Source organism: Streptomyces yokosukanensis (genome assembly GCF_001514035.1).
GTDB lineage: Bacteria > Actinomycetota > Actinomycetes > Streptomycetales > Streptomycetaceae > Streptomyces > Streptomyces yokosukanensis.
Map to the genome: position 1 here is coordinate 16,536 of NZ_KQ948244.1, position 19,540 is coordinate 36,075.

The 19,540-nt window shown below is 67.4% G+C and carries 20 protein-coding genes and 1 pseudogene; 6 read left to right on the forward strand and 15 right to left on the reverse strand.

The genetic code is table 11. The features are described from left to right. On the reverse strand, positions 1-517 hold a 517-nt coding region (locus AQI95_RS42645; protein WP_425264972.1), incomplete at its 3' end, for a helix-turn-helix domain-containing protein. Between the two features lie 229 nt (positions 518-746). After that, positions 747-2,270, reverse strand: coding sequence for a glycosyltransferase family 39 protein (locus AQI95_RS42650; RefSeq protein WP_159056723.1), 1,524 nt, complete (start codon positions 2,268-2,270; stop codon positions 747-749). A 64-nt stretch (positions 2,271-2,334) separates the two neighbouring features. Here AQI95_RS42650 and AQI95_RS42655 point away from each other — a divergent pair. Next, a pseudogene (locus AQI95_RS42655) lies at positions 2,335-2,517 on the forward strand (IS3 family transposase); the annotation flags it as partial. 166 nt (positions 2,518-2,683) lie between these two features. On the opposite strand, the gene AQI95_RS42660 reads toward AQI95_RS42655, so the two are convergent. From AQI95_RS42660 to AQI95_RS42685, 6 genes are all read right to left on the reverse strand, one after another. Further along, a complete protein-coding gene (locus AQI95_RS42660) occupies positions 2,684-3,322 on the reverse strand; it encodes an SMI1/KNR4 family protein (protein ID WP_067136693.1) in 639 nt (212 codons plus the stop codon). A 245-nt stretch (positions 3,323-3,567) separates the two neighbouring features. Next, a complete protein-coding gene (locus AQI95_RS42665) occupies positions 3,568-4,080 on the reverse strand; it encodes a hypothetical protein (RefSeq protein ID WP_159056724.1) in 513 nt (170 codons plus the stop codon). 8 nt (positions 4,081-4,088) lie between these two features. Beyond that, positions 4,089-5,138: a NucA/NucB deoxyribonuclease domain-containing protein gene (locus AQI95_RS42670; protein WP_159056725.1), complete on the reverse strand. Its 1,050-nt coding sequence runs from the start codon at positions 5,136-5,138 to the stop codon at positions 4,089-4,091. A gap of 1,106 nt (positions 5,139-6,244) precedes the next feature. Beyond that, positions 6,245-7,012 (reverse strand): DUF6417 family protein, encoded by a 768-nt coding sequence (locus AQI95_RS47715; RefSeq protein WP_067136698.1) that lies wholly within the window; start codon positions 7,010-7,012, stop codon positions 6,245-6,247. Positions 7,013-7,142: 130 nt separating this feature from the next. Next, positions 7,143-7,649, reverse strand: coding sequence for a hypothetical protein (locus tag AQI95_RS42680; RefSeq protein WP_425264973.1), 507 nt, complete (start codon positions 7,647-7,649; stop codon positions 7,143-7,145). A gap of 353 nt (positions 7,650-8,002) precedes the next feature. Then, positions 8,003-8,485: an HNH endonuclease family protein gene (locus AQI95_RS42685; RefSeq protein WP_244189088.1), complete on the reverse strand. Its 483-nt coding sequence runs from the start codon at positions 8,483-8,485 to the stop codon at positions 8,003-8,005. A gap of 654 nt (positions 8,486-9,139) precedes the next feature. Between AQI95_RS42685 and AQI95_RS42690 the strand changes: the two genes are divergently transcribed. After that, positions 9,140-9,619, forward strand: a complete 480-nt coding sequence (locus AQI95_RS42690) for a hypothetical protein (RefSeq protein WP_159056726.1) — start codon at positions 9,140-9,142, stop codon at positions 9,617-9,619. A gap of 208 nt (positions 9,620-9,827) precedes the next feature. On the opposite strand, the gene AQI95_RS42695 is transcribed toward AQI95_RS42690, so the two are convergent. Next, entirely contained in the window at positions 9,828-10,991 is a 1,164-nt protein-coding gene (locus AQI95_RS42695) for an MFS transporter (RefSeq protein ID WP_067136706.1), read from the reverse strand. 38 nt (positions 10,992-11,029) lie between these two features. Here AQI95_RS42695 and AQI95_RS42700 point away from each other — a divergent pair, with 38 nt between their 5' ends. Then, a complete protein-coding gene (locus tag AQI95_RS42700) occupies positions 11,030-11,626 on the forward strand; it encodes a CGNR zinc finger domain-containing protein (RefSeq protein ID WP_067136708.1) in 597 nt (198 codons plus the stop codon). A 189-nt stretch (positions 11,627-11,815) separates the two neighbouring features. On the opposite strand, the gene AQI95_RS42705 is transcribed toward AQI95_RS42700, so the two are convergent. Further along, positions 11,816-12,292, reverse strand: a complete 477-nt coding sequence (locus tag AQI95_RS42705) for a lamin tail domain-containing protein (protein ID WP_079071972.1) — start codon at positions 12,290-12,292, stop codon at positions 11,816-11,818. Between the two features lie 1,181 nt (positions 12,293-13,473). Between AQI95_RS42705 and AQI95_RS47720 the strand changes: the two genes are divergently transcribed. After that, positions 13,474-14,133 (forward strand): hypothetical protein, encoded by a 660-nt coding sequence (locus AQI95_RS47720; RefSeq protein WP_159056727.1) that lies wholly within the window; start codon positions 13,474-13,476, stop codon positions 14,131-14,133. 775 nt (positions 14,134-14,908) lie between these two features. Here AQI95_RS47720 and AQI95_RS48590 read toward each other — a convergent pair. Further along, positions 14,909-15,517 (reverse strand): DUF6417 family protein, encoded by a 609-nt coding sequence (locus AQI95_RS48590; RefSeq protein WP_208614412.1) that lies wholly within the window; start codon positions 15,515-15,517, stop codon positions 14,909-14,911. A 188-nt stretch (positions 15,518-15,705) separates the two neighbouring features. Then, complete coding sequence (locus AQI95_RS42725; RefSeq protein WP_067136716.1) at positions 15,706-16,377, reverse strand: HNH endonuclease family protein; 672 nt, start codon at positions 16,375-16,377, stop codon at positions 15,706-15,708. A gap of 149 nt (positions 16,378-16,526) precedes the next feature. On the opposite strand from AQI95_RS42725, the gene AQI95_RS42730 reads away from it, so the two are divergent. Then, positions 16,527-16,769 carry a hypothetical protein gene (locus AQI95_RS42730; RefSeq protein ID WP_244189089.1) on the forward strand — a complete coding sequence of 81 codons (243 nt, stop codon included), beginning with the start codon at positions 16,527-16,529 and terminating at the stop codon, positions 16,767-16,769. Between the two features lie 9 nt (positions 16,770-16,778). Here AQI95_RS42730 and AQI95_RS42735 read toward each other — a convergent pair whose 3' ends face one another. From AQI95_RS42735 to ltrA, 3 genes are all read right to left on the reverse strand, one after another. After that, positions 16,779-16,985, reverse strand: a complete 207-nt coding sequence (locus AQI95_RS42735; protein WP_067136718.1) for a hypothetical protein — start codon at positions 16,983-16,985, stop codon at positions 16,779-16,781. Next, the gene (locus tag AQI95_RS42740; RefSeq protein WP_067136720.1) at positions 16,982-17,200 is read right to left on the reverse strand and encodes a LexA family protein; all 219 of its coding nucleotides are present in this window, start codon (positions 17,198-17,200) and stop codon (positions 16,982-16,984) included. Before AQI95_RS42740 ends, AQI95_RS42735 begins: the two co-directional genes overlap by 4 nt. A gap of 76 nt (positions 17,201-17,276) precedes the next feature. After that, positions 17,277-18,557: a group II intron reverse transcriptase/maturase gene (ltrA, locus tag AQI95_RS42745; RefSeq protein ID WP_067136737.1), complete on the reverse strand. Its 1,281-nt coding sequence runs from the start codon at positions 18,555-18,557 to the stop codon at positions 17,277-17,279. Between the two features lie 663 nt (positions 18,558-19,220). On the opposite strand from ltrA, the gene AQI95_RS42750 reads away from it, so the two are divergent. Next, a partial coding sequence (locus AQI95_RS42750) for a DUF6233 domain-containing protein (RefSeq protein WP_425264974.1) occupies positions 19,221-19,540 on the forward strand: 320 nt, incomplete at its 3' end.

Consider the following 19,540-nt stretch of genomic DNA (forward strand, 5'->3'; position numbering starts at 1 on the left):
CAGATGTAGCCTCCGCGGGCCGGCCGGGCTCTTTTACCTCGGCCCAGCTCGCCTCCTTCCAGACGTTCACGGCTTGCTCGTCGCGCTCGGCCACCCGCCGCGCAGGTACCTGCGGGCTGAAGCCGAGCCGGTGCATCAACCTCGTGGCACCAGAGACGCTGTAGGAGACGTGGAACTTCCTGCCGATCAGGGTGGCCACCCTCGCCGCGGTCCACACCTGGTCCTCCACCCAGCCGTGCGCGGCCGGACCCTGCTCGAGGCACACGGCGAGCTTCTCCAAACAGCGCGGCGAGAGCCGGCACCGCGATCCGCTCGGGCCGCATGAGACCAGGGCCTCAGGACCGCCGTCCCGCCACAGCTGGTGCCATTGGTAAGCCGATTTCCGGCTCACCCGCAGGAGTCGGGCGATCTCTGGCGGCTTGATCTTCTGTTCGAACAGCTCGGCTGCCTGCATCCGCACGGCCTCGCGGCGCTGACGTCCCGCAGCGGTCAGCCCGCCCCCATCCGCATACCTCATACACCACGGATACAGCCAATGCCCCAGCCGCGTCAGAAGCTTGACGACCGATCACCCGACGAGCCGATGTCGGTAACTCACATCACCCGGGTTACACCATTGGCTGGGCAGACCCCGCCTTCGGCACATCCGGCTGGTGTCCTGCGACAGCGCAGCCTTCGGCCAGCATCCCGGCGGGCGCCGGTGGTTCGGTCAAGACATCCACGGCCTCGAACGGCGGTCACGCGGCTCAGCTGTGGATGTCGCGTCCGGGTGCGCAGAGTGGATTGGTGTGGGTGTGATCGTCCCGGACGTAGGTGGTCCACTCACCACCAGGTATCGAGATCACCCAGCACAGTTTGAAGGACGTCCGCAGCACCGCCCGTTTGGTCTTCTCCGCGGGGGTCTGGTCCTGCGGCTGGCCTTGGCGGTCCTGCAATACGATCAGCGCAGGATACTGGAGCATGCGCTGGCGGATGATGTCGGGAGGTTCCTCCATCCCGTACAACGTGCCCGAGGCTTGCGGGGTCTGCTTGAGCGCGATGTCGTTCAGCGGGCCGAAGACTGCGGGCCGGGCCAGGACCCACTCACGACGGCGCGCGGGCTGGAACAGGATCGGCTCGGGGGCGTCGCCCGGAGCCGTGGCCGTCAGTCCCCAGATGCTTTCCACCTGGTCCGTCCGGCTGGAGGGCAACCGGTCTTGCCAGTACACGAGCCCGAGCACGGAAGCGCCGCAGAGGACGACGGCGACGGCACACTGCGTCGCCCGGCGGCGCCTGCGCGGGTCGCTCACGCCCCGCACGGCTTCCTGGGCCTTGCCGAGCGCCGGTCCGATCAGCAGAGCCAGGCCGGCCCAGCCGTAGAGAACGTACCGATCGACGTACCAGGGGTGCACGAGGGAGATGGTCAGCAGGAAGCCAGCGGGGGCGAGCAGCAGTGGAAGCCCCACCGATCCCATGCCCACCCGGGCGTCACCGGAGTCCGAGCGGACGTCGCAGTGCCGGCGCCCGGCGTAGGCGAGGGCCACCCCAGCGACGCCGGGCACGGCCCAGTCGAGCCAGGCGCCGAGGCCGGGGCGGCCGAGCCAGTCGAGCTGTGCCGATGCTTGTCCTGCGCTGATCACGGCCAGCGGGCTCACCGCGGCGCAGGCCGCCGTGCTCGCGGCCAGCCAGCGCCGCCTGTGTGTAGCACCCCGACCGCTGCGCCAGAGCGTGACGGCGTGCGCGAGCAGGACGAGGAGAGCGAACTCGTGCAGCCAGCCGGCCAACGCGAGCAGCCCGCCGTATGCCACCCACAGGCTGCGCCGCTGCTCGTGCAGGGCACGGACGAAGAACCAGGTCGCCCAGACCACGGCGGCGGCGACCAGCGCATAAGAGCGGGCCTCCTGAGCGTAGAACTGCACCTGCGGAATGCACAGGAAAGCCAGGCCGGAGAGGAACCCGGTGGCAGGGTCGGCGAGATACCGGCCGATCGCCTCGACGCCCAGCACCGCGGCCACGGTGCCCAGGACCGACACCACGCGCAGGGACACCACCCCCTCGTCGCGGACCGACAGCACCAGGTGGGCCAGGAAGTAATAGAGGCCGTGCACGGCGTCGATGTTGTGCAGCAGGTGCCACAGCTGTCCCAGCGACCGCTCGCCGACCGCGTAGCTCACCGTCTCATCACGCCAGGACGACTCGCCACGGTCCAGTTTCCACCAGCCGAGCAGCATGGTCAGCACCACGAGAAGCGAGCTGAGCGCCCACCGGTACCGACTTGCTCGCACAGTCATTTGCGCCGAGCCCACCTTCAACCCCCTGAACAGCCACGCGCCGCTCCCCATGCAGCAGCCGGGTCTGCTGCAGAAGAACGTCCTCGACCGCCGAACCTGGGCCACCCGTGAAGAACTGCGGATCGCGATCGTGACCTGGATCGAACGGACCTACCACCGGCGCCGCAGACAAGCGTCGTTCGGCCGACTGACACCCGTCGAATTCGAGACCGTCATGACCACACCGGCCCTCCACGCCGCCAGTTAACCACCGCAGCTGGAACCCAAACTGTGGGGCAGGTCAACCTGTCACCCGAACCTGCATCAGACCCGTTTGATTCTCTATGCACCGGAGTGACCTTGGCTTGTAGTTACCGTTGACGCGCTTACTGACTTCGGCTCGGTAGGGTGACTTTCGCATCGGACGCCTTGTCCTACTCCCACCTCACGAAGGCATCGTTGGCGGTGCCGGACAGGTGTGGTGTCACCGGATCGGCATAGCCGGGCAGACGAATTGCCGTCCCCTCTGTCAGGGCGACGAGGAGGTCTTGGAACATGTGCGACAGGCTGTCCCACACCTTCACCGGACCCTCCGTGTCCCCGCCGTGTAGACCGTAGAGCACGTCTCCGAACCGGTCTCCACCACGGTGGTCGATGATGAGCTTGCCTCCGGTGATGTCCGTGGCGAGCGGGACCCATCGGACGTGGAACGCGTACCCGTACACCCCATCGTAGATGTCCCGCAGGCCGGGGTCCTCCGACTCGTTTTCGTCGACCCATTCGGCGATCGCTTCTTCCATCGTTCGTTGACCGGCACGCATTCCCTCGGCGCCGAGCAGGATGAATCCCTCGGGGAGGATCACGCCGGGACCGCCATGGCCCTTCGTGGCGGTGACCCCATCGTGATGGCCCAGCCACGTCATCAGATCAGGGTGTAGGGGGAACCGGCGGTCCGCGATGGCGTCGATGCCGTCCGGCGTGGCGGGTGGGTTCAGGGCGGCGTGGTCCGCGGGCGCGTTGGCCTCCAGCCACGCGTCAAGGCGGGCAAGGACAGCATTGAGGTCGTCGGTCATGTGACAACGCTACGAATCACAGTGGTGGCACCGCCATGCACTCATGACGCCTGCGGGCTGCCTTCCGCCCGTCAGGACGTTGGATTGCCGAAGCTCAGGTCAGTTCCAGCTATTGCTGTGACCGCAATGGCTCACCGGCCTGGCGAGTGTGCCTCCTTTGACTGAGTAGACGTTCAGGAACACTCGCGCAAGGGAGCTGCCGCAGGAAGGCAGCGCATCACACACCGGCGGATGAGCCTTGTCGGTTACGTGCGGGCGCGGACTTCGGCTCCGTGGGTGTCGGTCGTCTTGTGCCGGATTTCCGGTGCCTGCGGTGTGGGCCAGGACTGGATCAGGTACTCCTCGACCGGATCGGCGTCGATGTCGATGTCGATGGCTTCGGCGCCTTCGTCACGGCCGCGGGCGTGGACGCGGAGGCGGTACCAGCCGGGGCCGGCGGCGGACAGCGGCATCTCCTGCGGCTCCTCTTCGATGGCTCCGCCCATGCTTTCCAGATCGGCTTCATCGGTCTCGAAGTGGATGCTGACCTCGACCACCTCCTCCCAGTCCTCCAGGTCCAGCGAGGGCTCCTGCGACCGGGCGTCCACGGTGACCCTGACGGGTCCGTAGTTGACGCCGGTCGCGATCGTGGCGCTGCCGTGTCCGACCCAGATCAAACCGTTGCCGCCGGCGCCTGCCCCCTGGACGACCTCGCTGGTCGGCTCGGTGATCCAGAAGGCGGAGTCGGTCACGTACAGCAGTCCTGTAGAGAGAGTCATGGCACCTATCAGACCGCGACCCAGAACGCGTCGCCGTCCAGGATCCGGTTGTTGCGGTAGAAGTTGTTCAGGATGTCCCGCTGCTTGTTCTGCTCGCTGACCGGAACCCACGCCCAGCCCCAGTCCCCCCGCTTGGCGGACTTGTTGGCCGCGCCTTCGCGCGTGGACGCGAACGGGTACTCGTCGCAGGAGACCCCCCTCGTCGGAGCCTTGCGCTTCCCGCACGCCACCCGGCGATTGTCGGCGATGGTCTTGCCGTTGGCGGTGCGGTGCAGCGCCGCGCCGTGCAGGCCGTAAGCGCCGTAGTGGTGCGGGCCGGCCTTCTGGATACGGGCGATGTTCTTGGAGATGCCCGGGAGAGCTGCCTGCTGGGTCTCGAAGGGCCTGAAGCCGGGAAAGACACACCCGGTGCCGTAGTTGCCTGTCCGGCCGGCCTTGTTGCCCTTGTCGCAGCGGTAGTTCAGCGAGGACCACCGTGCGGGAGTGGACTGGTATCCGGGCCTGGTGAAGGCCAGGGCGTAGGACGTGCGGGTGGTGTTCTTCGTGGTGGTGCTGTCGCTGTAGTCGATGGTGCCGCTGACCGTCCCGCCGACCCGTGTCGGCTCGGCCGGCACGTGGCTGACGGCCCTGCAGGTGCCGCCGCAGGTGGCCGTCAGCTCGGTCAGGAAGCCGGTCACGTCCCCGGCTCCGCTGGTGAAGGTCACGCTGAACTTCTCGGCGAACCTCGAGCTCTTCACGTTCAGCCCGATGTGCTGGGTGACGGTGAAGTTCAACCGCCCGACGACCTTCTTGTTGAGCCTCACCGTCAGCGTCCCGTTCTCCACCGCGCACGCCTGCGTCCGGTTGTACTCGTTGGGCCCGGGAGCGCACCACGACGGAGCCCCCGCGGCCCTGCCCTGCACCGGGGCTGCCGCCTGGGCATGGGCCGGGGTCAGCGACACGGAGAGCACCGGCTGGCTCTGGGGTGCGGCGTAGGCCGTCGCACCGACACTGGTACCGATGGCCGCCAGCGCGGCGAGGCCGGCCAAGGCCACACGCCGCCTGTGAGAAGTGAACACGATTCCTGTCCTTTCGCTGTGCCGGCCGGAGGCAGCCGCACGCGCCACGCGCACACCGAAAGAAGGGCTTGGTCAACGGCCCGATCCCCCTGCCCCCGTTGCATGACCAACTGGTCTGTCACGAAGTCCCGTTGAGGCCTCCGTGACGCGTGCGGCAGCCTAAAACCGCGCAACTCGATCCCCAAGTGGACTTTTCAGCCAGTCTCGGCTCCCCGGCATCAAGGCCCGCAGCGACGCGGCGGACACCGCCGCTCGACACCCCGCGGCCGCCATCAAGCGCCCCTGCCCGACCCCGGCTCTATCGCGGCCATCGGTCGCGTCGACCGCGACAAGGCCCCCCACATCATTGGCACCGGTCGTACCGGCCGCCGCAGCCGTGGTCGGCAGCGTCCTGGACATGGTGCTCATCAACCGCCCGCGCGGCCGCCTGCACAGCGGACCATTGCGTAGTGCCGTACGCGGCGAGAACCTGCTCGCGCTCACCAGCCCCCAGTTCGTCCGTGGGGCAGGCCTGGAGCGCGGACAGAGCGCGGGCGCACAGCGTGGTGAGCAGGCCGTCCTGTCCGTCCGGGGACGTGAGGGGCAGGGCGGCGACCTGCGGGGCCGCTCACCCCGCTACCGGCCGCCAGCGCGTGAACGGCGGCCGCCAGGAGCACCGCCGTCTCCTGAGCGGCTGGCTGCGGCTGCTCGGTCTGTGCCAGGTGCCACCCGGCCAACTCCCCGGCGGCCGACAGGCAGTACTCCCAGTTCGTACGCGGCAGGCGCGGGCTCGCCATGGCGCGACCGCACCCCCACCCGGCCCAGACAGGGGCACTGAGTGCGCAGGCCGACAGGGACCAGGATGGGCAGCAGTGTCCAGGCCGGGGCGGGTGTACCCGGTCGGCCGGTGACCGACAACGCCGGCCTGCCGCGCCCGCCATCCAGGATCCGGCCGTGGCAGAGGCCCCCGAATTGATCAAGCTGGAACGATCCGCCGAACAGGAGCGGGCGAAGCCCGCAGGCCTGGCCCGCGAGGAGTACCACGCGCAGTGGGCGCGCCGGAGTGAGGCGGCCAAGGCCGCGCAGGCGGCCGTCACCGCACATGCCGAGGCGTCCGGGGAAATCCGCTACGCGCTGGAGCAGGCCGTGAAGGAGGCGGTCCGGCACGCCACGGAGGATTCAGCGGAGCAGCCCGGTGGCGGGGGCCACCTGTCGTCGGGCCAGTCGTCGAGTAGGTCGCCGGTGTCCTCGTCGGTCAGGGTGACACGGGCGTCGGGCAGGGTGCATCGGGTTCCCGGCAGTCGCGTCAACCGCGGGCAGCCCTCGGAGGGATCCATGAGGAAGGCGAGCCCGTACTCGCGGGCGAAACGGCTGGCCTGCGTGGCACAGCCGCCCATCGAGCGCAGGTAGAAGGCGTACGCCACCGACTCGATCTGGTCCGGCGTCAGCCATAGCGACCACCTGTTTCCCAGCTGGCGCGCGGTACGCACCCGATCCGCCAGGCCTTCGGCCGGCGGCACCCTCAGCCGCCCTGCCAGGTGCACATACAAGCTCAGCGCCTCCAGCTCCGCCCGGTACAGCTCGATCAGCATCTCGCCGCCCGCCAGCCCCTCGTGCCGCGATGCAGGTGCCGGGCCGGCGTCGGTGAAGGTCAGCACGTCATGGCCCTGCGGGGAAAGACGGGCCGCCCACCGCACCGGCCGGTCCTCGTACGCGGACAGCTCCGCCCGCGTCTCCCTGCCGGCCAGCTCCACCAGGCCCTGCTCGGCAGCGGCCTGCGCCGCCCGCTGATGGCGTGGCAGCAGCTCGCCTACGAGGACCCAGCCCCACTCGGCATCCTTCTCGAGGTGGCGCAGAACCCGCATCGCCTCCAGCCAGCTCTTCCTGCCCCGCATCCCGCCCACCCCACACTTCATACCGCCTTCACCGGTGAGGACGACGGTAGGAGCCAAGCCCCGAGAGGTACGTCCGAACAGCGAAAGATCACCGGGTCGTGGGGACGGCCGACTGCTGCACAGGGGGGCGTCAGCTCAGAGAGAGTCGGTTCAGTGCGGTGGTCCAGTCGCTGACGATGGCCTGCTGCGCGGCCTTGAGAGTGACCTTGCCGGAGCAGACCGCGGTGTGCAGCTTCGTCTCCACCGGATCCTTCAGGTTGTTCACCCCCGAGCCCGGCTTGTGACCCGGGTCGGCCGGCTCCACCCACAGATTGCGGGCGTCGTTCGGGTCCCCGCCCAGCTGCAGGCTGATGAGGTGGTCGTACTCGGCGTCCCCGAGACTGCCCTTGTAGCCGTAGGAGGCGGCGTTCAGCGCCTTCTCCTTGCGGGTGACCGCCTCCGGCGGCCTGATGTTCTTGGTGTACCCCCCCTTGCGGCAGATCGTCGACGCCAGATTCGACTGCGTCACCGCCGGCGAGATCGCACCCGGGTTGCACGTCAGGTCCTCGAGGGGCTCGCCCTTCTCCATGCGGTAGTGGCAGCTGCCCGCAGGCGGCTGCTGCTGCACCGTGTACGTCGACTGCGGCCCCGCACCCACCGGAATCTCCCCCACCGAACCCGCAGCGCCCGCCGAAACCGACGGCCCCGCGGCTGACGCCCCGTTCTTCCCGCCCCCACCCCCGTCGGAATGTGTCCCGGAAGACGAACACCCCGCCAGCACAACGCAGGACAGCACCACCAACGAGACAGCGCGATGCACCATACTCATGACGACCCCTCACCGACGACCAGCAGCTGACCAGATGCTCCCCCACCCCTGCACCCGGCTACTCTCCGGGGTCCGGGCGCACAGGCGCACGCCACCTCACACGAGCGAATGACGCATACGGGCCACTCGCCACAGGCGTCGGCCTGCAGCAAGCAGCCCGTATACGACGTGCGGGACCGACGTCAGTTCGTGCAGGTGTCCAGCATCGAGGACAGCGCCGACTTCTCCGCCGCGGTCGTGGTCAGCTTCCACAGTGACTTCACGTGCGTGTAGTCCTCGGCATACGTGCACCAGAACGCGCGGTTGGTGGGCTTCCAGGCGTCCGGGCCGCTGTCGGACTTCGCCGAGTTCGACGACTCCGAAGCGATGAGCAGCTGAGGGTCTTTGAGGTCGTTGCCGAAGGCCTTGCGCTGGTCGGCGGTCCAGGTGTCGGCGCCGGAGATCCAGGCCATGGCGAGCGGGACCATGTGGTCGATGGTCGCCTTCGTGACATCGGTGACCGTGGTGTTGTCGTACACCGAGTACCAGGAACCCGAGGCGGGCTGGCAGCTGCCCGGTTTATCCTTGACGTCCTTCCCGTCCCTCGCCAGCACCTCCTGACGGGTCGTGCACCCGTCCGGCTGAGAGGCCCAGATGTCGAACTTGTCCCGGGAGTAACCGTTCATCGAATGCGGAGTCGCCACGGTCAGGGCAGCGAGCTCGGTGCGGGCAGTCGACACCGGCGGCGGCGCGGGAGGATCCGCGAGAGCCGGACCCACACTCACGACAGACACGAGCAGGGCAGCGGCAGGCAGGCCGAAGAAAGCGCGGCGCATGAACTCTCCAAAATGTGTGGGGGGTTGGAGATACATGTATGAGGAAACCGCAGCCGCCGCCCGGTGCGCTACGCGCGTCGACCGGATGCGAACAGCTCCCCCACGTCTCGTTCACCGGCCGGTCACCGCCGCCCGGACGAACCCGGCGAACAGTGCGACCGAGGAGGCAGCCGCAACGGTCGCCTCCCTGACAGTGGGGGACCCGGCGAAAATACGGATCGTAAGGTGACGGAATGTCGGCCGCCTTGAGCGGCAGGCCCCTGTGCGGCATGATCAAGTTCATGCCAAAGGGGGGACCGATCATGATGCGGGGCAAGCTGACAAGCCGCCTTCCTGACCCAGTACGTGCAGTCGTCGTGTCGGCAACTTGCTGCCTTGCTGCGGTCGGGTGTGGAGGGAGTTCAACCGGCGCAACCCATCATGGTGCTGCCGCCCCCCTTCAACAAGCGAGTACCAGTCGTAGACGCCAGGCAACTGCAGTCCTCTCTGCCTACGGCTCTAAACATGCGTTCGGACTTGCCGGAGGAACGCACCTTCAAGGCCTGGGACCTGGCGGAGGAGCCCTCCCAGTGCCAGGACGAACAGTGGCCGGATGCCTGGTGCGCCAAGGCCGCTACGGTTGGCCTTGCTGCCTTGACCAACACCAGTGATCAAGAAGTCGGGATTCACTTGATCTCTTTCCCTGACGAACGGTCGGCGGCCCAGGCTTTCAAGCAGAGAGACAAGTCGAACGATGCGGGGCGGTACACAGGACCGGCTGGGGAGCCCGTGTATACGCTCGACCTCGTTGTCTCGCGGGACAATTTGCTCTGGTCCGCCAGAGGCACGACCTTCCAGCAGGGCGCGGTCATCGGGCAGGTCGAGTACTCGTGGCGGCCGAGAGCCAAGGTACCGGCTGACGGTTTGCTGGCGGTGACACGGATGGTGGTCCAACGGATCGACGAGAAAGAAAAGGGCTTGAACCCCACAGCCTCGATGCACTGACGCCGCTTCGCCGAGCCGTACATCGCCAACTGCCCACGGCGACGGATGGAACTTCACCGGGAGCCTCCACGCCTCAGCGCGGAAAGTCCAGACCTTGCGGCGCGGCTTTCCTCAGGTCAGCGAATTCCGTCGGTGGCCCAGTGGTGACCACCGCGCTCGGGCCAACGCACCGAGCCGCGTGATTTCTCGCAGCGAAGGTTGAGCGTTCTCATCGAAGGTTGGTGACGAAGGCCAGTGCCGCCAGGACCGCCACACCTGCCGCAAGGGTCAGAGAAGCCGAAAGGGACCAGATGGCGACCGGTCCGCCAACTGCCGCACCCAGGGCGAATCCGGTGAGCTTCAAGCTGGCGCCGGTGGTGAAGATCTGGCTCCGCAGGTGTTCTGGAGCCTCCCGGTGTCGGACTGCGAACAAGGCGGCCAGTTGGGGCCCTTCACCGACCCCCGCTATGAGTACAGCCGCGATGAGTACCACTGGCTGACCCCACGCGGCCAACGCCAGCGCGGCAGCCTGGACAAGAGCACTGGCCCAGATGATCGTGTCGGGGGCGACTGAACGTGGAAACCGGGCGAGTGCGGCGTTGGCCACCAAACCGGAGACAGCCGCGCAGGAGAGCACCAGCGCGCCGCGGCTGGCTCCGCCCAGGACACGGTCACCCAGGAGCGGGATGCATGCCGTCAGCATGCCCTGGGCGATGCAGGAGACGACCGAGGTGAGGGTCGCTCGGGCCAATGCCGACCTTCCGACGATGACCCGCATTCCGGCAGTCAGGTCGCTGATCACCGAAGTTGTCCGAGCCTCCTGCGCCCGACCGGGACGGGTGGGCAGCATCCAAGCGGCGGGCAGTGCCGAGGCGATGAGCACCACGGACACCATTACGGCCGTCGGGGCTCCCAGCGCCTCTGCCGCGCCGCCGGCGAGAGCCGGACCAGCCAGACTCGCCACGCTGAACGTCATGGCATCGAGCGCGTTCGCCCGAGGCAACCGGTCGCCAAGCACCACACGCGGAAGCTGGGCCGTCCAACCGCCCGACAAGGCCGGTCCCAACAGCCCTGTCAACACTGCGATCAAGATCATGACAGCGAACGGCAATCGGCCCAGTCCCACGAGAATCATCCCCAGTCCCGCCGCATACAGGACGAGAGCTCCGGCCAGCAGGCGTCCCGGCCGTCCCGCCCTGTCGAGGAGCGCGCCGAGCACCGGCCCCCCTGCCGCCGCAGACACCGTGATGCCCGCGAGCAGCGAGGACGCGTCGGTGGTCGATCCGGCCAGGGCGAATCCCGCCAGCATCAGCGCCGGCCCTGACATCTCGTCCCCGGCACGAGCTGCCACTGCTCCGGCGAGATAGAGGTGGAGAGGGTAGCGATTTTTCACCGCCAAGACGTTACTGAGGTAACTTAAAACTCAGCAAGATGCGTTACATTCCACACGTGTCATCCAACAGCGACGACTGGTCCACCCGGCACTCCGTGCTGACCACGGCGCGACGCACCGCCGCGCTGATCAACGCCCTCGCCGATGAGTGCGCAGACCCGAGTGACGTCGCCGACGTGCTCCGCGCCTACGGTGAGACAGACCCCATCGACCTCACCATCCGCGATGTCGCCGGGATGCGTACTGCCGCCACCCTGCTGCGGGAAGTCTTCGCCGCCGAGCGTGCCAATGACGCCGCGGCCACCCTCAACCGCCTCCTGCAAGAACACACCGGACCGCTCCGCCTGACCTCGCACGGCGACAGCACCCCCTGGCATCCACACCTCGACCACGACGACAACGCTCCCTGGGACGAGTGGCTCCTCGCCTCGTCCTGCATGGCCCTGACCGTCCTCGTCTGGGACCGTCAACGCCCACCCGGCAGGATCTGCGCATCCCTCAGCTGCCAGAACGTCTTCATCACCCAGGGCAGCGGCCCGGAACGCCGCTACTGCTCCCGTCGATGTGCGACCCGCGAACGAGTCGCTGCCCATCGACGCTCCCACTCCGCCGAGCAGTCGAGCGAAATCAAGTAGGGCGCCCGGGATCCAACGCAACATCGCTCAAAGTTCGTCGAGAATCGCTCAACCTTCGCTGCGAGAGGTCAGCGCGCCCCTTCCAGGCGGGCATACGCACACGAAAGGGCGGACCACTCCCCGCCACAGGAATGGCCCGCCGGCACAACATCTTCACCGGTCGGCGTCAGCTACCCGCCGGCGTCCGGGTCAGTGACGGTGGCTCCGGTCACGGCCCCAGGAGACCCGGTCGTCGACGCGGCCGCGGTCGGTGCGGAGGGTCGCGGTGTCCCCGTTGTTGTTCCACACGTACGTCCGCCGGTCCTGGTACAGGTCCGTGCGGGTGTCGCGGCCGATGCCGGTGTGGACGCGGACGGTTGCGCGGCCGGCGAGGCGGACGTGGCGGAAGGTGTAGGTGTGCCCGGCGTCGTCCTTGAGGGTCCAGCGGTCGAGGTTCACCGTCTTGCGGGTGCTGTTGGTGACGTCCACCCACTCGGCGTTCAGCGAGCGGGGCGAGCGGTTGTCGCGTCCCGGGGAGTCGTACTGCACCTTGCTGATGTACACCGACGCACGGGCCGGGTGGGCCGGCTGCTGCACGGCCGCGGCCGGCAACGCCACGGCACCGACGACGACGGCGGCGATCGCACCTGCGACGGTCGTGCGACGGACGGAAGAAGAAACGGACACGAGGTCCCCCTTCACAAGGGTGCCCACACTCCTGCCCGCCGCGGCGTCACGAAGCCGCAGGCTGGGCGGGGTGCGTTGTGCGGATGGCGGCCGGTCGGCCGCACACCCACACCCTCCACGCCACTCCTCCGCACCGTGAGGGAAACGGGGAGAATCTTACTGATCCAACAATTTCCTGTAACTCTCGGATGCAATGACCATCTATGCACTGAATACACCAGATTGACGGTCAGTCACGTGCACAACCCGCGGAAATACGGGCCCCAAGCAACCATCCGCCGGCCCCGGCCACCCCGCCACAACCAGGGCATTCACCCGAAAGTGAGTAACAGGCCCACCCCATGCCCGAGTACGGTGCCCAGCCCCCCACAGCCGGCGCACCCGAACGGGCGCTCCCTGAACAGCGCCTCTCCCACCGCTTCTTGGCCTTGCGCCGGGTGACCCGGGCGCCGGAAGCGTCGTTGAACGGGACGCGTCCGCACGCGGGCCGGGCCGAATCGTCTCCCGGTCCGGCCCGCCGTCCTTCACTCAGCGGCGAAGGACGGCGGGGTCACCGCAGGCGGATCAGCCGCGGACGTCCCGAGGCGACGTCCACCTGGACGGCGACGCCGTACGCGCGGGCGAACCGTGCGCGGAAGGCTGCCATCGCTTTTGTGTCCCTACGTGTAGTTGCGCTTCCGCTGCCTGCTTGGTCACGAACCACCGGAGGTCCGCATGGAGGGATTCTGTCGCATTACCGCCGGAATGGCCGTTATTGGCCATGTCATGTCGGGGAAGCTGCGGATGCAGGCCGCGGAGCCCCTTCACGCGGGAGGCCAAGCCGGTGAGGGTCATCAGGCGGCCTGCGGGTGAGTCGCAACTCGGCTTGTCGGTGACGCCGGTTGCGGCGGGAGGGCGGCGCCTCCTCGGCGCCTGGGGCAAACCTGCCGAGCGGTCTCCATACGATCACGAATGGGACGGATGATTCTGAACCTGTCCTGCTCTACAGATTCGCCCCGCAGTTTGCTCAAGGCGTGAGACGAAGCGCAGGTCAGGCTCAAGGTTGCCTCAATTTTGCACGCAGCATACTTTTCGAACCGTAGGCTCCGCGATCGACGGTCTGACCAACCAATCCCACGAACAGAAGAAAGCAGGGGGGACAAGTGCGCCTACTCGCAGGCTCGATAGTGTTCGCAAGTACCATGGCCCTGGGGATATCGACCCCGGCATTGGCCGCCACCTCAACCGCGGCTCCGAATGCTGTCACGGCAACGCCTCAAGACGGCAATGACGACACCCCAGGAATGCTCAACACAGCACCGCCGGCTACTCCTGCGGAGTCCCTGACCGACGCCCCGACCGATCCCGCACTCGATCGTGATCCCGATATCCCGGGCGGCACGTGCTCACCCGGGCAGAAATGCCCCGCAGCCGGCGACTGCGATGAGAGCAGATGGTTCAAGGCGAGTTCCCTCGGCGGCAAATACCACCAGGCCGTAGGCGCCGGCCAGACGAACTACAACGGCACCAATGAACAAGAAGACATGGACTTCACCGCCAAGGTGTCCGGGACCGTCGGTGCCAGCTTCAGCGGGCAGATCACGACCAAGGTCAGCACCGTACTGGCCGAGGTCAGCACCCAGTACAGCGTCACGCTGCACGCATCGGTGACCGCCGAGCTCGGCAACGTGGTCCACGTCAAGAACGTTCCTCCGCACAAGACCGTGCATGCGCAGTACGGCGTGTGGCGCCGCAAGTTCACCGGCACCGCTTACTACGAGCACCACACCTGCTATTTGACGAAGAATCAGGTGACCGGATACGGCCCCATGTATGTGGGGTGGTACACATGGGACGAATGAGGATCGTCGTTCCCGTACTCCTGCTCGCGTTGACCGGGTGCACCAGTGCGACGTCAACCGACGGTCGGGCAACTCCGAGTGCGACGCCGCACGAAACAGCTTCGCCCGGTACACCCTCCGCCACGCCCCCGATCAACGCGGACCCACGCACTCCGCCCCAACTCCCGGACGCACAGAAGACATTCATCAAGGCAGGCGGAAAGACCGGGCCACACTCGTTCCCGGAAATTCCCCAGGTCCAGCAGGGAACTCTGGAAGTCGCGGTGACCTGCTCGGGCTCCGGGACCATCGATGTCAACATCGGAACTCTCGTGAGTTACACCGTCGTCTGCGCAGACGGCAAGCCGGGGCAGTACAACGAGGTAGGCCTGAGGCACAGCCACAAGAACGTCGCCGTTTCCGTCACCGCCAAGACAAACGGATCCTGGGGACTCTCGGTCGGATGGACCAAAACCATCGACCCTCCCGGCTAGCCTCAGGACTCCGTAGCGGCCCGCCAGCCCAGCCGGCGGGCCGCTACAGCAAGGCAGCCGCACCAAACCACGTGGGGGGAGCCACGGGGAACACCGAGGATCCGTTCCGCTGCATGTCGATGGCACCCCACCCAGTGCAGTGGCGGCCATCACAGCTGACGCACAGGCAGCGGGCCGGGTCCAGAGCCCCGGCCGGGGTCGAATCCGGCGCTCTCCGGCGCCTTCCCCGGCCCGGAACGGGCTCTGGGCATCACCGATACCGGCCCGCACCCCCTTTCATTCCGCAGCGAGAGAGCGTCGGGTCACTGCAGGCGGATCGGCCGCGGACCACCCGAAGCCACGTCCACCTGGACGGCGACGCCGTACGCGCCGGCGAACCGGTTCGCCTCCGTCACGGACCCGCCCATCGAACGCAGATAGAAGGCGTAGGCCACCGACTCGACCTGCCCCGCGTCCAGGCGCAGCGACCAGCGGTTCCGGGCCTGGTCGAACCGTGCCGTGCGCACCCGGTCCGCCAGGCCCTCGGCCGGCGGCACACGCAGCAGCGCCCCGACCCTCACATACACGCGCAGGGCGTCCATCTCCGACGGGCGCAGCTCGACCATCGACTCGCCCTCCGGCAGGGACTCGTGCTGCGCCGCCGGAGCGGGACTGGCGTCCATGTAGGTGAGCACGTCGTGGCCGGACGGCGACAGACGAGCCGCCCACAGGATCGGCCGGTCCTCCCACACGGACAGCTCCGCGCGTGTCTCCCGGTCGGCGAGCTCTGCCAGACCCTGCCTCGCGGCGGCCTGGACCGCTTGCTGATGGTGTGGCAGCAGGCCGGCCGACAGCACCCAGCCCCGCTCGGCTTCCCGCTCGCGCTCCCCCAGCACCCGAAGCGCATCGAACCACGCCTTCCTGCCCCGCACGCGTCCCGCCCTCCGCTCCGCCCGACACCGGCGCAACGACCGTAAAGGCCGCTCCCCCATCCCCGCGGCCGAACACCGCAAACACCACCGGCTCGTGGCAGGCACCCGCGGGCACCACACCGGGACGAGTCGGCCCCGGCGCGCGGCGGAGCGCGCCGGGGCCGTGCGGGTCACGTGCCCAAGGGGGGTCAGCGGGCTTCGGTGACAGTGACGGGAACGTCCGGGCAGTCGCTGAGCACCTCCTCGAGCGCGGCCTGTTCCACGGCGTCGATGCTCAGGCCCCAGCGGGTCTTGTCCGCCACCCAGTCGGTGACATAGGTGCAGCGGTAGCCGACGGCCGGCGGCAGCCACGTGGCCGGGTCCTGGTCGGCCTTGGACCGGTTCGACGCTGCCGACACCGCGATCAGGGCGCGGTCGTCACCCAGGTCGTTGGCGTAGTCCTCGCGCTCCTTCGCCGTCCACACGGAGGCACCGGAGTCCCAGGCCTCGGCCAGCGGGACGAGGTGGTCGATGTCCAAGCCCCGGGCGTCGTCGATGTAGCGGTCGTCGTAGGGCGAGTACCAGCGGCCCCCGCTCAAGCTGCACTTCGGCCCCTGCACCGGCGCGACGACCGCTTCGGCCTTCAGCACCTCGGCCCGCGTGTTGCAGCCGTCCTTGTCCGCATCGATCCAGTGCTTGAACTTCGAGCGCTCGTAGCCGGTGCGGTCCTCGGCGCGGACCGGGATTCGGGCGAGCAGGTCGCGTACGGGAGCAGTGACGGTGTCACCGGGTGCGGCGGCCGGGGCGGCGTGCGCGGCGGTCGTCGGGATCAGGAGCACGGCGAACGCAGCGGCGGCTGCGAAGGTACGGGCGAAGCGCACGAGACGGAGTCCTCTCGGAGATCACGGAAAGTGCGTGATCTTCGTACCTGCTCCCGTCGGCGGCCCGCGCGGCAACAATGCGGCTCCACCCGATCGGGCGGTAAGTGGGATCGTCGGCCTGCCCTACCCGCGGCTTAGGATCCGTGTCCGTGGCAGAGGTCCCCGATGAATTGATCAGGCTGGAACGATCCGCCGAAGAGGACCGCGCGAAGCTCGCGGGCCTCACCGGTGACGACTACGACGCCCAGTTGCGCCGCTGGCGCGCGGCGTCCGAAGCCGTCCAGGCGGCCGTCACCGCGCACGCCGGAGCCACCGGTGCCAGCCGGTACGAGTTGGAACAGGCCGTGAAAAGGGCCGTTCGGCACGCTCAGGAAGACCCTGTCGTCGAGTAGTCGCCGCCGTCAGGCTTCCTGCTGATCGGGCCAGGCGGCCAGGACGTCGCCGCTCTCCGCGTCGGTGAGGGTGACACGGGCGGCGGGCATGGAACCGTATTCGCCGACCCAACGGCGGAATTTGTCCCGCGCGGTCTCCTCACGGTTCCACCAGCCGTGCTGGACCGGCCGACCTTCAGCGGCGAGGAGCACGTGATAGCGGCCGGGGCTGGTCATGCCAGGCGGATCCCTCTCGACCGCCCCGGCTCACGGACGATCGCGTGCTTCGCCTCCAGCTCCACCAGCTGATAGTGGACGGAGGATCGGCTGCTCATGCCGACCGCGTCCCCGATCTCGCGCACCGTCGGCGCCTCGCCGTGGTCGACGATCGCCTGCCGGATGCAGCGCAGGATGCGCTCCTGGATGTCGGTGAGGTGCTCTACACGGTGCATACTGAGATTAGAGGTCGGGTCGCCCGGGGGGATCGCACCCCCGGGCTCCCACAGAACCGTGCGTAACGGTCTCCCGTTACACGGCTCTTGCCATCTTGATCACCAGAACGTCGGGGTCCATGCCCCACTGGGCAAAGAGCCTCGGGTGCTGGCGGGTGATACGCAGCCAGCACGCGTGGGCCCTCTTGAACGCCCGGAGCCGTCGATACTTCTTGCGGATCCAGCGCAGCAAGTAGGTGTTGATGCGCTGGAGGAGGGGATGCAGCGAGGTGCGGTAGTACGCCCCGTAGTACTGCATCCAGCCCCGCACGATGGGGTTGATCCACCGCGCGAGCTCTTGGAACGTCATGTGCAACCGCATGTGAAGCCGCCAGGAGCGGACTTCTCTGCTGATCTTCTTCAGGGCTTCCTTGCTGATCGCGGGCAGGAAGGCGGTGAAGTTCACCTGTGTCTTCCAGTTGCGCGCCGAGCGGGCTTGGAAGGTGTAGCCGAGAAAGGTAAACGATGTGTGCTCGTAGGAGCCCCGCCGTTTGCCGTCCTTGCAGTACACGATCCTGGTCTTGTCGGGATGTAGACGCAGCCCGACTTCTTCCATCCTGTTCTTCAGTCCCGACAGGACCTCGCGGGCCTGCCGTTCGGAGCCGCAGTGCACGACCGCATCGTCCGCGTATCGCTCGAACTGGATTCCGGGATAGGTCCGGACCAGCCAGAGGTCGAACGCGTAGTGCATGAACAGGTTCGCCAGCACGGGCGAGACCGCCGACCCTTGCGGGGTTCCACGGTCTCTCATCTGCAAGGTGCCGTCGGGCAGTTGAAGCGGGGCGTGAAGCCATCGCTCGACATACAACTTCACCCAAACGGCGTCTGTGTGAGCTTCCACCGCCTTGACAACGAGGTCCCAGCGGACGCTGTCGAAGAACTTCTGGATGTCGAGATCGATCACCCAGTCACGCTTCCAGCAGCGCTGCCGGCACCTCTCGACGGCGTCCAGGGCCGAGCGCCGAGGCCGGTATCCGTACGAATCCTCGTGGAAAACTGGCTCCACTCGGATTCTCAGATGCCGGGCCACGACTGTCTGCGCGACTCTGTCAGAGACAGTCGGAATGCCGAGCATCCTCGTCCCGCCACCGTGTTGCTTTGGAATCTCCACACCGCGCACTGCCGGTGGAAAGTACGTCCCCGAGGACATGCGATTCCAGATCTTGTAGAGGTTACCCTTAAGATCCTTCTCGAAGTCTTCGATGGACTGATCATCCACGCCAGGCGCGCCCTGATTTTTCTTAACGTCCCGGTAAGCCTCCAGAACTTCCCACTTCGAGATGTCAAACGGCTTGCTCGGTGACTTCAGCTCGTTCATCAGGCTCCTCCCGGAGAACTTCCGGTTGACCAGATACTCATAGCCACAGATGGCCCGACCCCTTCGCTCCACCTCCGTTACAGAGGCTTCCTCACTACTACGGGTCGGTCCGCCAGCACGTCTCGCATCGGTACTCAGCTCCTTGCGGTGCCTCCGCTCCGAGCGCTCCCTCTCGCACCCAGAGGTGCTGTGTCGAGACGTGCCTTCCCACGTTCCATGCAAGAGCAGCAGATTAGGCTCGCGCCACCTACGTGCCGGACACCACCTGGCCAGTAAACGGGTTCCCGCCAGACTCATCCCGGAGGACATACGACACCCGCCGGTTTTGATGCCACTTGAAATCGATAACGACACTTCAGCGGTGGTTCACTCTCGTTCGCCTTCCTAATCCCTACCTGACGCCTTAAGACGCCTTTTCCACATCGCTCACTACGGTCGCGTCACCACTTCCGCAGCATGTGGCGGTTTGAAATCTCCCCCCGCAGGGCGACTTCGAAGGGCCTTCCTTCATCTCTTGCACAGCATCGTTTTCCAGAGCTACCTACATAAAGCCCCTTTCAACGTTCGTGGCGCACCGCGTGTTCGAATTCTTGGGCAAGCGGACACACGACACAGCAAAAGGGGAGCGGGCAGGTGGTGAACCAGCCGACCTCGCGTCTGGACATGCTGCGGTTCGCCCGCCGCGTCGTCGAGCAGCAGACCGCGCGGCAGCTGGCCCTGATCGATAGGTGGATCGCCGACGAGGAACGCCTCGAGCGCGAACGCCGACAGGGCGAGGAACGCCGGCCGCCCGCACCGCAGTGGCTGATCCAGTACGGGCTCAACCGCCGCAACGTGGACGCCGTGCACACCGGCGACTGCTGGGCAGCCGCCAAGAGCGGACGCTGCCGCCCGGCGACCCGGCAGCAGGCCCTCGACGCGCTGCGGCGCCAGGTACCGGCATGCCCCCACTGCCGACCCGACACCGCACTCGGCATCCTCGA

What these genes read in the sequence shown, in the direction of transcription:
- ltrA (WP_067136737.1), bottom strand. Translation starts at nt 18,557, where the DNA reads ATGAACGAGCTGAAGTCACCGAGCAAGCCGTTTGACATCTCGAAGTGG.
- AQI95_RS47715 (WP_067136698.1), bottom strand. Translation starts at nt 7,012, where the DNA reads ATGCGGGGCAGGAAGAGCTGGCTGGAGGCGATGCGGGTTCTGCGCCAC.
- AQI95_RS42740 (WP_067136720.1), bottom strand. Translation starts at nt 17,200, where the DNA reads ATGCACCGTGTAGAGCACCTCACCGACATCCAGGAGCGCATCCTGCGC.
- AQI95_RS47720 (WP_159056727.1), top strand. Translation starts at nt 13,474, where the DNA reads ATGGCCCTGGGGATATCGACCCCGGCATTGGCCGCCACCTCAACCGCG.
- AQI95_RS42685 (WP_244189088.1), bottom strand. Translation starts at nt 8,485, where the DNA reads ATGAACGGTTACTCCCGGGACAAGTTCGACATCTGGGCCTCTCAGCCG.
- AQI95_RS42735 (WP_067136718.1), bottom strand. Translation starts at nt 16,985, where the DNA reads ATGACCAGCCCCGGCCGCTATCACGTGCTCCTCGCCGCTGAAGGTCGG.
- AQI95_RS42660 (WP_067136693.1), bottom strand. Translation starts at nt 3,322, where the DNA reads ATGACCGACGACCTCAATGCTGTCCTTGCCCGCCTTGACGCGTGGCTG.
- AQI95_RS42650 (WP_159056723.1), bottom strand. Translation starts at nt 2,270, where the DNA reads ATGACTGTGCGAGCAAGTCGGTACCGGTGGGCGCTCAGCTCGCTTCTC.
- AQI95_RS42665 (WP_159056724.1), bottom strand. Translation starts at nt 4,080, where the DNA reads ATGACTCTCTCTACAGGACTGCTGTACGTGACCGACTCCGCCTTCTGG.
- AQI95_RS42690 (WP_159056726.1), top strand. Translation starts at nt 9,140, where the DNA reads ATGCGTTCGGACTTGCCGGAGGAACGCACCTTCAAGGCCTGGGACCTG.
- AQI95_RS42700 (WP_067136708.1), top strand. Translation starts at nt 11,030, where the DNA reads ATGCGTTACATTCCACACGTGTCATCCAACAGCGACGACTGGTCCACC.